This window comes from Chryseobacterium panacisoli (assembly GCF_008274625.1).
GTDB lineage: Bacteria > Bacteroidota > Bacteroidia > Flavobacteriales > Weeksellaceae > Chryseobacterium > Chryseobacterium panacisoli.
This window is the reverse complement of sequence record NZ_VTRU01000006.1, coordinates 205,486-219,506: the sequence shown is the minus strand read 5'-3', so window position 1 is coordinate 219,506 and position 14,021 is coordinate 205,486. Positions and strand designations below refer to the sequence as shown.

The following is a 14,021-nucleotide window of genomic DNA, read 5'->3' as shown; positions in this document are numbered from 1 at the left end:
GTTAATTATTTATAAACTACATCATAAAATGACAATGGTGTCATCATTATGGTTGCAAATATCGCAATAATTACCAAAGCCAGCTGTGTAATGTGATAAGTTCTTTCTCTTTCGTCTTCGCTGATCTCAAATGTAAATTTTATCTTATCCGGCCGTCTGATAATCAACCAGATAAAAAGCAGAATAACCAAATTCATGATCACAGGCATTATAAGAAATATTTTGCTTCCGTAGTTATCTTTCATATTTCCATAACCATGAATAGGGATAATATCAGGAACTGAGCTATAAACCGTACATAAGTATACTGAATGGCAGATGATAATGACAAAGGGAATGCAGAACAGCAGTTTTATATATTTAGGAATCATTTCAGTTTCTTTAAAGTTTTCTTCAGGTATTTTTCTACATTTCTTCTGTCCGGAACAGTAGTAATCTCTTTTGTGAGAGCTTTTTCAAATTCAGTTTTTGCCTTTGAATATTCTTTTTTGTTAAAATAATATTTTCCTGACTGATAGTAGACCTGCCAAAAATCTGGGTTCATAGATTCATAATAAGGAATGAGGTCATCTGTCAACAATATATCCTTATTTTCTGCTGCCTCATTGATTTCTTTACCCAACATTTTAGATTGTTCATAGTGCTCAAATTCTTCAGAGTCAGCAAATGGATCACGGGCGATATTCAATTCTGATTTTGAAAAGTCATCAGGCCGTAATCCTTTGTCTGAAAAGATTTCATTCAGATCATAACAAACAAATTCTCCCAGCTGATAAGGATTGGAAGATACCCAAACCAGTTTTTTCTGAGGTGAAAATATAACGGCATGGTGCGCCAGAAGCTGATTGAGTGCTTTTTCATTACCATAACCAATGGATTCATCCCTTAAACCTGATTTGTTTCTTAAAATAGAAGCCATTTTTTCCGGGGTTATTTTTTTCTCTTCCTGTAAAAGTTCCTGAAGCCTTTCATACCGATATTCCGAATGACTTTCTTCAATATGCTTCTGATTTCTTTTGTCATCTTTATAGGCTTCAGACTGAAAATGATTGGTACAAAGAACCCTGCTGGTATTCTGAATTCTGTACACTCCGAAATTTTTAGGTGAAACTTCAATAATTACAGCATTTTTATCTGCAGCACTTCCCACAAGAATGGATTCTGAAACAAAAACTTTTCTTTTTTTGGCAATAGCCACCGCTTCCTCTATATTTCTGGCATACTGCAGAATTTCTCTTGTGACGAGGGAAATAGGTGTTTTTGCAGTTAAAGGAATTTTAGATTTCCCAGCGTTAATCGTCACTGTAATTCCTTCTTTATTCATCCCGGACACAACACCGATCATTCCCGGCCAGCTTACTGACATGTATGGAATTCCTTCTTCCGGCTGAACAAATTCTACCAGCTTATTTTTTGCAAAATCATCTCCTACATAAAAATCGAAATTTCTTCCGATCAGCAGATTTCCGTCTTCAGTGTTTTCATTCCATACCGCAAGGGAAGTACAGCCTACCATGGCGAGATCCTGCATCGCATGCCCAATATCATGAGCTCCGTGCAGGTAAAGGTTTCTCAAATATTTCGTTGCAATAAAATCATACTGATCAGATGAATATTGTGACAAGCCATACAATTCTGCCTGATAATCTTCTCTTACATTGAGATACATTTTTCTGTTGTACCATTTTAGAAAACCTCTTAGCAGCCTCTGCTTAAATTTAGATGGTACAAATCCCTCAACTTTCGAAAAGAAGATTCCTTCCTGCTTCTGCATTAAACTTTGAGTCAATGCTCCGTTATTATATCCCAGCTGCAAGGGATTTCCTTTAATGTAAAGCTCCCAGAGCTGCTGTTTATTTTTCGTAAGGTAATTCTGATTATAGCTGAAAGTACTGTCGTTGATCCTGGTTACTTCCGGGACTTCCAAAGCATATTGTTTTACTTCAGGAATATGATGGATAGACTTTGATATTCCACAGGAAATGAGGAAAAAACAAAAAGTAAGATAAAAAAGAGCTCTTGTATATAATAGATGGATATTCGTTTTTTTCACTTTATTTTTTATTAATCATTTGTGTCAGCCTCATGTCAATGGTTTCTTTTCCTAAAATCTCAGCACAGGTGTTAAAAGCTCCGATGGTCACTCCCAAAATCCCGTGCATATTAACGGATTGCCCGGTAAGAAACAGATTGTCTATTTTGGTACGGGGAGAAACCATTGTTTTAAGAGGATTCTCCGAGCTTTTCATGTATCCGTACATATTTCCTTCAAAATTCCCGATATAATCACGGTAAGACAAGGGAGAAGAAGTATATATTGTTTTGATGGCATGCCTTACATTCGGAATTTTCTTTTCCAGAGCGTCAAGCATCCTTTCTGTTTTTTCCAGCTTAAATCTTTCATACGCTTCTCCTCTTTCATGTTCATCCGCTACGGTATTGAATGTATTTTCCCATTCTTTAACCTCATCAAAATCCATATAGGAAATTGCAGTCAGACTTTCTGCAAATTGAGGATGATGTTTTGAGGGCGTGGATGAAAGCATATAGGTTTCCGGCCATGATTCTTTCCGGTAACGGAATGCATTCCAGACCTGTTGTTCTGATGAATAATGGTATCTGTTGTAATTGAAATTCGGAAGACTGTGAGGTCTTAAAACCAGATAAATACTAAAGCATGATGAAACCGGCTTCCAGCTCAATACCCTATTCAGAAAGGATTTCTTAAGTCTTTCCTCTCCGATAAGCTTAATAGTAGAGCGAATCTCTATATTTGAAATAAACTGTTTTGCCAAATATTCTTTTCCTTCTTTCGTTTTTACGGATACCAATACACTATTTTCATTAAAAACAAAATCCGAAACTTCTGAATGCTTGTGAACTTCCGCTCCATATTCCCTAAGTTTTCTGATGAGAAGTTTAGAGATCTGGCTTCCGCCTTTTACACATTTATAAGCACTTTGGATATAGGAATTTACCGTTAAGGCATGTACATAGAAAGGTACATCTTCAGAGTCTCCGGCATATAAAAAGTTGGACCCCAGTAACACTGCCTGAAGTCTTTTGTTCTGGGTAACAGATTCGATGAATCTTTTGGTATTAAGATGCAGAATTTCCTCGTTGTAATTGTCTTTTCCTACCACATGATACCTTGGAAACTGGCTGCAGACATACTGAATCTCTTCACAATAGTTTTCAAGGTTTCCTTTTTCTTCAGGAAAATACTTGGAAAGCTGCTCAACAAAATTCTGATAACCTTGTGCATGTGGATATTCTATTTCATCTTCTCCAAAACTTATCCTATCATATCCGTCTTCATCCATCAGCTGAAGCTCGAGATCATCCATAATTTCCAGATAGGAAAAGAACCGGTTCAGATTCTGTCCTTTGCCCAACCCTCCGAGATAATGTACACCTGTATCAAAAATCAGTTTGTCCCTTGAAAAGGTCTGCAGATTTCCTCCGTATTGATTATTTTTCTCGAGAACACACACTTTCATACCTTCTTTCGCCAAAATAAGAGCCGAAACAAGACCTCCCAATCCGCTGCCGATTACAAGTATGTCATATGCTTTCTTCAAAAGAGAATGTGCTTTAATGATTAAGAAACAGGGAATTTAAGATATTTAAAGATTACTTTGGTACAGTAAACAAAGAAATTTTATTTGGAAAATACTATTTAATGATCTTAATTCTTAGTAAATCTTAATGGTTTTTAGTTTTTCGGTTGTTTTTAAGGGATAAAAATAGAAAAATTAATCTATATCGTCCCAAAAATCAAAATAATTAAACCACTGAAGTGGATATTTTTTGACCATGGTTTCAAGATTCTGAACATATGACTGTAAAAGCCCCTGCGAATCACGGTTTTTGATATTCTGGGCCACTCTTGCATACAAGTGGTAGTGGAGATTATTTTCCTTCATCACGTACACATAGACTACGGGAACTCCCAATCTTGAGGCAATCAAAAACGGACCAGCCGGAAATTTTGCACTTTTCCCCAGCAACTCTGCTTCCAGATATTTAGATCCTTCAAAATAGCGGTCTCCGGTAAAACAGATCAGCTCATTGTCTGACAAAGCTTTGTTAATTTCAAAGATATGCGACATATCTTCTTTTACATAAATGAATTTGATATTACTCTTTTTTACGGCAACACTTTCCAGATATTCTTTAATCACAGTAACTTCCTGATCTGTAGTCACCAGATTGATCTGGCAGTCGAAGTCGATATCTGCAAAAAAATGCTCTGCAATTTCAAAATTGCCGATATGAGCGCTAATCAGGACCCCTCCTTTTTTAGCAGCTAAAAGATTTCTGAGGTTTTCAATACCGTCAAATTCATAAGTGTATTTTCCTCTAAGTCCGGCAGAAATAGCGGTTTTATCGATCAGAACTTTTCCGAAGGTAAAATAGCTTTTAAATATGGAAGCTTTGGATTTCCAGTATCCGTAGTTCAGCCTTTTCTGAAAGTAATAAAGAATATACTGATTACTTTTTTTCTGAAACAGTGAATAATAAGCTGCTACAAAATAAAGCACACCATATGAACTTCTGATCCCGATATTTCTAATACACCAGACGAATATTCTGTATCCGAGTACTGTTCCTTTAGATTTACCTTTCCACTTGTTCATAGATAGAATTTAATATAACAGAGAACCAATGTAATAATACCTTTTTAAAAGTAACCGTTATCGGATCACCCTGATATTATTACATTGGCTCATTTTATAGAATAAAGATGTACTCAATAACTACGCGTTTTTTTCAGCAATCTTATTTTCAATCGTTGTATAGAAATCATCAAATGTTATCATTTTCTTGAAATCTGCTTCTCCTAATTTCACGCCGAAATTGGATTCAATCACGACTACCATGTCGATATAATCCAGGCTGTCCAAGCCCAGTGTATTTTTAAGGTTGGCATCATTACTGATTTCGTCTCCGTCTACCTCGAATTCATTTACCAGAAAATCATTAACGATAGCAACAATTTTTTCCCTTTCCATGTTTTTAATAAAATTTTTTAACTATTAGTGCAGAATTGGTTCCCCCAAACCCAAAAGAATTCGACAAAAATACATCAATTTTTTGATTTTTTGTTTTTGCGACTAAATTTATCTTTTGTGCTTCATTATCAGGATTTTCCAGATTAATATTGGGAGCAACGAAATCATTCTGCATCATCAGAATTGAGTAGATTACTTCACTTGCTCCTGCCATCCAGCACTCATGCCCGGTCATAGATTTGGTAGAACTTACCGGAACTTCACTCCCGAAGATCTCATAGATTGCTTTTGCTTCATTGGCATCACCAATTGGGGTAGAAGTTGCATGGGCATTGATATAGTCAATGTCCGAAGCTTTTAATCCTGACTGTTTAAGAGCTCTGTCCATTGCCAAAGCTGGCCCGTCCACATTGGGTGTTGAAATATGACCTCCGTTTGAAGAAAAACCGTAACCGATAATTTCTGCAATGATTGGAGCTCCTCTTCTTTGGGCAGATTCTAAGCTTTCAACGATCAGGCTGGCAGCACCGCCACTAGGAATCAATCCGTCTCTTTCTGCATCGAAAGGTCTGGATGCTTTTGTAGGCTCGTCTTCTCTGGCTGAGAACACTCCCAGTCCGTCAAAGCTCGCCATAGAATATTTGTTGGTTTCCTGAGCCCCTCCGCAGATGATCATCTCCTGAAAGCCATTCTTGATCATCATATAGGCCAGTCCCAAAGAATGCGAACCGCTTGCACATGCCGCACTGATGGTAAGATTGATTCCTTTCAACTTAAATATGGTAGAAAGGTTCATCGTTACTGTTGAGTTCATTGATTTGAAGATCGCTCCCGACCCCATCAATGTAGTATCTTTCTTTTCCCTTGCAATATCTATAGACTCTACTACTGCCTGGGAAACACTGTCGTTTCCATATAAAATTCCCACTTCATGAGAATCTAAGAATTCTTCATCCAGATTTGCCTGTTTTAATGCATCCATGGTTGCCAGATAAGCATATTCGCTTTCTTCTCCCATACTGACACGCTGGCGTCTGTTTAAAAGGTTTTTCAGATCGGGTTTCGGAACAACTCCTGTAAGGCCAGACCTGAAACCAAATTCTTTTCTATCCGGATCTAAAACAATACCGGATTTTCCTTGATATAGGGATTCCCTGACCTCTTCTAAAGACGTCCCGATGCAGGAATAAATTCCCATTCCGGTAATTACAACCCTATTTTCCATGTTATGAATAAATTCCTCCGTTAATATTAATGACTTCTCCTGTAATGTAGGAAGATTTTTTAGATGCTAAAAATGCTACAAGATCTGCAACTTCTTCTGCTTCCCCGAATCTGTTGGCAGGAATCATTACTTTCAGTTCTTCTTCATTGAATTCCTGGGTCATATCGGTTCTGATGAAACCAGGAGCTACTGCATTTACAGTGACATTTCTTTTGGCAACTTCCTGCGCAAGAGCTTTTGTAGCACCTACCAGAGCCCCTTTCGCTGCAGAATAATTCGTCTGGCCGGCCGTTCCTTTTACTCCGGATACAGAAACCATATTGATGATTCTTCCGTATTTATTACGAAGCAGCTTTTGAATAAAGAAATTGGTCACATTGAAAAATCCATCCAGACTTGTATTGATCACGCTGTTCCAGTCTTCTTTCTGCATCCACATAAAAAGACCGTCTCTCGTAATTCCGGCATTATTGACGATCACTTCTACCACGGCATCAGGATTTTTCTCCTGCCATTCTGTTAAAACAGTTTGCGTTTCTTCCGTATTTCCTACATCAAATTTAAGGATTTCTCCGGTAGCACCCAATTCTTCCACTTTAGCCAACGTTTCTTTGGCTGCGGTTTCGTTTGAAGCGTAGTTGATAAGGATGTGATAGTTTTTCTCTTCAGCCAGTTTTATACAGATTGCTCTCCCGATTCCTCTTGAGCCCCCTGTTACAATTGCACATTTCATGCGTTAGTGTTTATATCGTTTTTAGTTTTTTAAAGTTGATGCTGGATGTCTTTTTTAAAGACAGTTCATAACAGCTAATAGTTACATTCCTTTCAGATATTTCTTTACTTCCTCCAGATACGGATACATGACCATATCATCTGAGAAAGCAGGAATTATTTTTCTGATTTCATCATACAGTTCTTTTGTAGAAGATGAAACCTTATCCTGGAAACCAAGATATTCAACAGCCTGAATAATGGTAATCGCTTCAATGGCTAATACTTCAAAAGCATTTTCAATCACTTTTCTGCAGATCACCGCAGCATTGGTTCCCATGCTAACAATATCCTGATTATCATTATTGTTTGGAATACTGTGAACATACATAGAATTCGACAGCATCTGGCTTTCCGCCGTAGTAGAAGTTGCCGTAAACTGTACGCCCTGCATCCCAAAATTGAAGCCTAATTTACCTAAATTGACAAAAGGAGGCAAAATTTCATTGATTTTGGCATTCAGAAGATAGTTCAACTGTCTTTCCGCAAGCATTGTCAGCTTGGTAACCACAATTTTCAGTTTGTCCATTTCCAGAGAAATATAATCTCCATGGAAATTCCCTCCGTGATAAACATGCTGGTCTTCAACGTTGATGATTGGGTTATCATTCGCTGAATTGATCTCATTTTCAAGTACTTTTTCTGTATATTCCAGAGTATCCAATACAGGGCCTAATATCTGAGGAACACATCTTAAAGAATAATATTCCTGAACTTTTTCCTTGAATACTTTTTCCTGTTCCTCGAAGTGAGTATAAAGATGATCTTCTCTTTTTCTGATCAGTTTACTGTCTGCCAGGTGAGCACGCATTCTTTCTGCCACTTTCTGCTGACCGTAATGTTTTTTTGTTCCGTTCAATGCTTCGGATAAGTGATCATCATAAGCCTGTACAATTTCGTTAATTGCACAAGAAAGTCTAAGGGAAATATCTGTAAGCTGATTCGCTTTATAGGCATTCACAATACCGATTCCAGACATTACAGAAGTTCCGTTCATCAATGCAAGACCTTCACGGATCTCCACTTTTATCGGTGCTAAGCCTTCAGTTTCAAAAACCTCTTTGGTAGATTTTCTTTCACCTTTATAAAAGACTTCTCCTTCTCCAATCAATACCAAAGCCAGGTGAGCCAGCTGAACAAGGTCGCCGCTTGCTCCTACTCCTCCATGTTCAAAGATCAGTGGGGTAATATCTCTGTTGATCAGCTCCTGAAGAAGATAAATAACAGACTGGTGTACTCCTGAATTCCCTAATGACAAAGTATTCAGTCTTGCCAGCATACACGCTTTCACCTCATCTGCAGGCAAAGGGTTTCCGATTCCTGAAGAATGGCTTCTGATCAGGTTATACTGAAGCTGGTGTGTATCTTCATCACTGATTTTGAATTGAGCCATTGGCCCAAAACCGGTGTTTACACCATATATTACTTTATTTTTTGAAAATTCCTTTAAAAACTGAAAACTCTTATCCACTCTTGATAAAAGTGATTCATCCAGTTCTATTTTTTCATTCTCAATGATAATTTTTTGAAAGTCTTTCAGTTCTAAAAAGTTATTTATTTTCATCAATTAAAAGTAATAGTTGATAATTTTGTAAAATATTAATTATTTGTCACTAATTTTGCGGCAAAGATAAAAGTTATTATTAAAATAAAAAATCAAAGATGAGCAAAGAATTTGTTGACGTTCTTGTAATCGGAGCCGGACCTTCCGGATGCGTGTCTTCTTCCTACTTAAAGAAGAATAACGTCAGCGTAAAAGTAGTCGAAAAGACAAAATTCCCCAGACTGGTAGTGGGTGAAAGCTTAATTCCGAGGGTAATGGATCACTTTGATGAGGCTGGACTTTTCCCTGCATTAGACAAAATGGGCTTTGAAAAAAAGTTGGGAGCCCGTTTTCTTCGTGGCAATGAAGTCTGCATTTTTGATTTCAGCAACAAATTCGGGGAAGGCTGGGACTGGACCTGGCAGGTTCCGAGAGCTGATTTTGATAATACTCTTGCTCAGGAAGTCATTAATAAAGGAATTGATCTTGAGTTTGAAACCGAAGTTATTGACATCAAATTTGACGGAACAGATTCTGTGACTACAGTAAGAACCAAGGATGGAGAAACAAAAGAAATTCATGCTAAGTTTGTTATTGATTCCAGCGGTTACGGAAGAGTACTTCCCCGACTGCTTGACCTTGAAAAGCCTTCAAAATTATCTCCTCACTCTGCGATCTTCTCACATGTAAACGATATCAACAGAGAACCGGGAGAGGAAGGAACTTTAATTTCTTTTGACATTATTGAAACCGAAGTATGGCTTTGGGTAATTCCTTTTTCTAATGGAAATACCAGTGTAGGAATTGTAGGCCCTACTGAATATATCGACAAATTATCTGAAAACGGAGATGCAGCTGAAGCTCTAAGAAAAGCGATTTCTCTTTCTGATTATTACGTAAAACGTTTTGGAGAGGTGGATTTCCTTTTTGAGCCTAAACATCTGAAAGATTATTCCTGTTCGGTAAAAAGTTTATTCGGAGATGGATTTGCTTTAACGGGAAATGCTTCAGAATTCCTTGATCCGGTATTTTCTTCAGGAATGGCTTTTGCCACAGAATCCGGAATGCTGGCAGCCAAACTTGCTTTAAGACAGCTAAACGGAGAAAAAATCAACTGGCAGACGGAATATTCAGATTATATTTTATACGGAGTGGATGTTTTCACCACGTATGTAAAAGAATGGTATACCGGAAATCTTCAGGAACTCTTCTTCCATCAGCCGGAAAATCCTGATGTCAAGAAAAAGATCTGTGCTGTTTTAGCAGGATATGTCTGGAACAAAGACAATCCTTTTGTAAAGAAGCACGATACTGTTATTAAAAATCTTGCGAATCTGATCAAGTTAGAAAAACAGGAACAGCAAAACCAAGCATAAAAAAACGGTCTGAATTTTCAGACCGTTTTTGTTTTATTTTAAAACATTTTTAATAGCTTTCCCTAATTCTTTTCCTGTTTTCTCATAGGCAGCAGATATTCTTCCATATTCCATACGATAGCTACCTTTACTTCCTATCCCTTCAATCTTATTGCCTTGAACTTTAGTTAACACTTTAGATGGGTTTTCAGTTTCAACAAATATCATTTCTGAGGATAATTTAGCAGGCTGTGTTACAAATCCTGTCCATCCGGCATAGATCCATTTTGTATCCAGTATTAAGGTATACTTTGTCGAAACACCTTTACTGAATTTTATTTTTTTCGCCTTACCATTTACTCCTTCAATAAACTTATCAAAAAAAAAAGATTCTTTATGCTTTTGCCACTCTTCATCCCATTCTTTCCAGGATTCTTCGCCTTTCTTAGCTAATGTCTCTGTCTTTCTTCTTTCAAGATATTGGGCTTCAGTATAATTATCTGCCTGAAAAAGAGGGTTTTCAAATTTAAACTGAACATTTACCTCAGTCTGATCTTTCAGAAAGTCAAAATTTCCAGATTCAATATTAATTTGATTTTGAGCAAAGGTTGTGGTTGTAATTGCTACAAAAATCAGCAAGAATAATTTTTTCATAGTGTATTAGCTCTAATATTTAAGCGACCAAAGATATATAAAAATGTAGCTCCAGGTCTTTCTTTATATTTAATTTTATCTTAAATCAATAAAAATTATTGGCTTTCTGCTGTTTGGATTGAAAACAGTCTTAGACAGGATATCGAAATCTATGATTTCAATTTTCGGGCTTACTCTCAGTTTTGCACGGAAATGATCTCTCACTTCATTGACAAAACTATCGTGTTCTTCTTCTGTACTGAGTTTAATGATGATTTCATCAAGCCCGATATCGTTAGCCTGAATGACGATCTGGTAGCATAAGATATTGTTGAAGTCATTTAAAATATCATTCATTGCAGGCGGATACAATGTTGTTCCTTTGTATTTGATCATCTGTTGTTTCCTTCCTACTACAGGCCCTAACCTCATTGTATTTCTTCCGCATTGACAAGGTTCATAATGGGCTTTTACAAGATCTCCGGTTTTAAATCTCAACAGAGGAATGGCTTCCACTCCCAAAGTTGTAATCGTTAGTTCACCACTTTCTCCTTCTTTTACCGGATTTCCTTCATCGTCCAGAATTTCTGTAATGATGAGTTCCGGATGATGATGTCCTCCGATCTGGAATTCGCATTCTGTGAAAGCAGTACTCATTTCAGTGGAAGCATACGTTGAAAAGAGTTTTATATCCCACTTTTCTTTGATCTTCTGCGAAAGAATATTATCTGTAAAATCCTGGTTTTTGATACTTTCTCCAATACATACAGCTCCGTAAACGCTGGAGTTTTTATAATCTACCCCATGTTTTTCGGCATAGTCGATCATTTTCAGAAGAAAAGAAGGAACTGTAATCAAATATTTAGGTTTGTATCTGAAAATAGAATCCCATTGCAGCTCAGGAATCCCGGGTCCCATTCTTACAACACTTGCCCCCATTTTCCTTAAGCCTAAGAAGTAAGCAAGGCCTGCCATAAACCTTTTGTCTATGGTAGTAATCATCTGAACAACATCTCCTTTCTGAATTCCTGCACAGGCAAATGATATCGCTTCATTGTAAGCAAGCCTTTCCAGATCACTGTCAGACAATCCAAAAGTAACCGGATCTCCTAATGTTCCTGAAGTAGTACTGTAATCCACAATTTTATCTGGTGTTATGCAGAAAAAATCATGATTGTACTGTTGCAGATCATTCTTTGTGGTGGTAGGGATCTTCTGAAGATCTTCCAAAGTACGAATGTCTGCAATATTGATCTTATTTTCTTTGAATATTTTCTGATAAAACGGTGAATGAGCCTCAAGATAAACCAAAAGTTCATGAAGTTTTTCTTCCTGAAATAGTTTGATTTCCTGAATGTCTGCTTTCTCGATTGACGGATGAAATTCCAATGATTTTAATTTTTAAAGAGCAAATTTATTTATTTAAAATTAAAAGACTTAAAGATTCAAGTATTAAAAGATTATTTATCTCTGGAAGGTAAAGGTTTGTACGTTTGTATTTCCAGCGGTATTCACAGTTGTTACTTTTAGAGTGTGAGGACCTGATCCTTTCGGGCACTTTTCATCAAAGGTATAGACAAAATTATCTTTTACACGGGCAAAGCGAAGCCATTTTCCATCCAGCTCGGCCCGGAATGAAACAATGTCTCCCACTTTCGTTGTTCCCTTTAATAATAAGGAACTGCTATTAACCAATGCTCCTTCTGCCCAGCCTGCTGAAACGGATGGAAGATTATTATCTATCAATAATTTTGCGGTACCCAACCTATTAAACCTCCCTTCTGCCCAGTCATTATTCCATTTTACCTTGACAACATTTTTGTCGCTGCCATAATCAAGGAGAATAACGGTTTTATCTTTTTCAGTATCGGATAATTTTCGGCCAGGTTTTATCTTTAAAGTATATTCATCTTGAACGGGAATATAAGGGCTATGTAAAACAATGCTATTTGAAACAGCAGCTGGATCAGCTTCCGGCTTTTCATAAGCGTTGAAGTTTACAGCGTCATAGACTGCATTTTTGCTAAAATTAATTTCCGTATTTTCGGTAGCAACTGTTTTTCCTTCATTAGGCATTACTGTTTTCCCTGTAGGAGATACTTTGTCGGAAGTTTTATTGAACTGAAGCTTTGTTGTTAGCCGGCTCGTGTTTCCTTTGACATCTTTCAGAACAATTTCAATGGTATGAACATTTTCATCCTGAAGGCTGATCATTCCTGTTTCATTTGAAAGACTATAGTTCTGCAGTTTCATTCCCGGTAAATCAGACAAGTGCTGAATTCCCATTTTATCCCTGATGAATTTAGGGTAATCTATACATCCGTTGATATAGCGGGTATCATCGTAATGTATTTTATCTATTTTAAAACTGTAAATCAGCTTGCCATCCATCAATAATTCTGCGTTATAAATCCCCAGATTAAAACCCTGATTGGCTTTGTCTACAGCTTTAATGGCAAAACTTATTTCCGGAGAATTAACTTGTACAAGATTAGAGGTATAAACATTTCCAGCTTTTTTTACTGCAATTCCGTTCGCTCCAGGTTCATAAGTACTGAAACGCCGGTCATACCAATACAGCCCGCTGATAATGGGTGCTACAGTATCTGGAATAGCGAAACCGAAAAGCAAGGGATTAAGACATTCTTCTGTTTTGGTATCTCTTATTTCAAAATGTAAATGGGGGCCGGCGGAGCCTCCTGTGTTTCCACTCAATGCGATCTGCTGTCCTTTTTCCACAGGAAACTGTCCAGGTTGGAAAGTGATATCCTGTTCCCACTTTTCGTCTTTATATTGCCTTTCTTTTACATATTCATCAAGTTTATTAAAGTACTTGTTCAAATGGGCATACACAGTAGTATAGCCATTGGGATGAGTAATATACACTGCATTTCCAAATCCGTATCGTTCCACTTTTATTCTGCTCACATATCCCTCTGCTGCTGCTACAACCGGCAAGTTCTCCTGGCTGTTGGTTCTTAAATCAAGTCCCATATGAAAGTGATTTGTCCGGACAGCACCAAAATTGGCGGCCAGCTGCATGGGAATGTTGAGCGGATTCCGGAAATAATTCTGAGGGTAGTTATTTTGAGCGTGTACAATGCCCATGTTGATAAAACAAACAAAAAGCATCAGGTGATAAAAGATTTTCATACAGCATTTGAGTTTATACGTCTATTTAAATGTACAAAATTCCCGCCAATATGCGGTTGTTGGCAGAATCTATTTTAGAATCATTTTTATTCTCTTTACCCTATTTCCTCTACTGAGTGAAAAGCCTTTGCGAGCAATTATAAATCATTCACAACATTTTTGTGAACTTTGCGTGACCATCAGGTTTTGGCTAAAGCCATTGAATGGATTCGATCTTTTAAGTGGGCTAAAGCCCAATCCTATTGAATAAAGTGTATAAATCTTACATAAAAAACAGCCAGAAAAATTCACTCATTGATCATTCACCATTCATTTTTTCTCATTTC

12 protein-coding genes are annotated in these 14,021 nt (G+C 37.2%); 1 reads left to right on the top strand and 11 read right to left on the bottom strand.

What is annotated here, in order from left to right; genetic code table 11:
• Positions 1-5 precede the first annotated feature (5 nt).
• The 8 genes from FW781_RS19985 to FW781_RS19950 all read right to left on the bottom strand — a co-directional run bounded on the left by FW781_RS19985 (position 6) and on the right by FW781_RS19950 (position 8,575).
• Complete coding sequence (locus tag FW781_RS19985) at positions 6-371, bottom strand: hypothetical protein (protein ID WP_149389032.1); 366 nt, start codon at positions 369-371, stop codon at positions 6-8.
• Positions 368-2,053: a C45 family autoproteolytic acyltransferase/hydolase gene (locus tag FW781_RS19980; RefSeq protein WP_149389031.1), complete on the bottom strand. Its 1,686-nt coding sequence runs from the start codon at positions 2,051-2,053 to the stop codon at positions 368-370. The genes FW781_RS19985 and FW781_RS19980 overlap by 4 nt, the downstream gene beginning before the upstream one ends.
• Before the next feature lies 1 nt (position 2,054).
• Entirely contained in the window at positions 2,055-3,581 is a 1,527-nt protein-coding gene (locus FW781_RS19975; protein ID WP_149389030.1) for a phytoene desaturase family protein, read from the bottom strand.
• A gap of 174 nt (positions 3,582-3,755) precedes the next feature.
• Positions 3,756-4,640 carry an LpxL/LpxP family acyltransferase gene (locus FW781_RS19970; protein ID WP_149389029.1) on the bottom strand — a complete coding sequence of 295 codons (885 nt, stop codon included), beginning with the start codon at positions 4,638-4,640 and terminating at the stop codon, positions 3,756-3,758.
• A gap of 120 nt (positions 4,641-4,760) precedes the next feature.
• Positions 4,761-5,015 carry an acyl carrier protein gene (locus tag FW781_RS19965; protein WP_101240639.1) on the bottom strand — a complete coding sequence of 85 codons (255 nt, stop codon included), beginning with the start codon at positions 5,013-5,015 and terminating at the stop codon, positions 4,761-4,763.
• A 4-nt stretch (positions 5,016-5,019) separates the two neighbouring features.
• Complete coding sequence (locus FW781_RS19960; protein ID WP_149389028.1) at positions 5,020-6,240, bottom strand: beta-ketoacyl-[acyl-carrier-protein] synthase family protein; 1,221 nt, start codon at positions 6,238-6,240, stop codon at positions 5,020-5,022.
• Between the two features lies 1 nt (position 6,241).
• Positions 6,242-6,973, bottom strand: a complete 732-nt coding sequence (fabG, locus tag FW781_RS19955; protein WP_149389027.1) for a 3-oxoacyl-ACP reductase FabG — start codon at positions 6,971-6,973, stop codon at positions 6,242-6,244.
• An 81-nt stretch (positions 6,974-7,054) separates the two neighbouring features.
• Entirely contained in the window at positions 7,055-8,575 is a 1,521-nt protein-coding gene (locus tag FW781_RS19950) for an HAL/PAL/TAL family ammonia-lyase (RefSeq protein WP_172625771.1), read from the bottom strand.
• A gap of 98 nt (positions 8,576-8,673) precedes the next feature.
• On the opposite strand from FW781_RS19950, the gene FW781_RS19945 reads away from it, so the two are divergent.
• A complete protein-coding gene (locus FW781_RS19945) occupies positions 8,674-9,930 on the top strand; it encodes an NAD(P)/FAD-dependent oxidoreductase (protein ID WP_149389025.1) in 1,257 nt (418 codons plus the stop codon).
• Between the two features lie 33 nt (positions 9,931-9,963).
• Here the strand turns inward: FW781_RS19945 and FW781_RS19940 are convergent, their stop codons facing one another.
• From FW781_RS19940 to FW781_RS19930, 3 genes are all read right to left on the bottom strand, one after another.
• Positions 9,964-10,563, bottom strand: a complete 600-nt coding sequence (locus tag FW781_RS19940) for a hypothetical protein (protein ID WP_149389024.1) — start codon at positions 10,561-10,563, stop codon at positions 9,964-9,966.
• 75 nt (positions 10,564-10,638) lie between these two features.
• Positions 10,639-11,931, bottom strand: coding sequence for a phenylacetate--CoA ligase family protein (locus tag FW781_RS19935; RefSeq protein ID WP_149389023.1), 1,293 nt, complete (start codon positions 11,929-11,931; stop codon positions 10,639-10,641).
• A gap of 75 nt (positions 11,932-12,006) precedes the next feature.
• Positions 12,007-13,695, bottom strand: coding sequence for a M23 family metallopeptidase (locus FW781_RS19930; RefSeq protein ID WP_149389022.1), 1,689 nt, complete (start codon positions 13,693-13,695; stop codon positions 12,007-12,009).
• Positions 13,696-14,021: the final 326 nt, after the last annotated feature.

Coding starts and splice junctions, on each gene's coding strand:
- FW781_RS19950 (WP_172625771.1), bottom strand. CDS start 8,575: ATGAAAATAAATAACTTTTTAGAACTGAAAGACTTTCAAAAAATTATC.
- FW781_RS19965 (WP_101240639.1), bottom strand. CDS start 5,015: ATGGAAAGGGAAAAAATTGTTGCTATCGTTAATGATTTTCTGGTAAAT.
- FW781_RS19985 (WP_149389032.1), bottom strand. CDS start 371: ATGATTCCTAAATATATAAAACTGCTGTTCTGCATTCCCTTTGTCATT.
- FW781_RS19940 (WP_149389024.1), bottom strand. CDS start 10,563: ATGAAAAAATTATTCTTGCTGATTTTTGTAGCAATTACAACCACAACC.
- FW781_RS19945 (WP_149389025.1), top strand. CDS start 8,674: ATGAGCAAAGAATTTGTTGACGTTCTTGTAATCGGAGCCGGACCTTCC.
- FW781_RS19970 (WP_149389029.1), bottom strand. CDS start 4,640: ATGAACAAGTGGAAAGGTAAATCTAAAGGAACAGTACTCGGATACAGA.
- FW781_RS19930 (WP_149389022.1), bottom strand. CDS start 13,695: ATGAAAATCTTTTATCACCTGATGCTTTTTGTTTGTTTTATCAACATG.
- fabG (WP_149389027.1), bottom strand. CDS start 6,973: ATGAAATGTGCAATTGTAACAGGGGGCTCAAGAGGAATCGGGAGAGCA.
- FW781_RS19960 (WP_149389028.1), bottom strand. CDS start 6,240: ATGGAAAATAGGGTTGTAATTACCGGAATGGGAATTTATTCCTGCATC.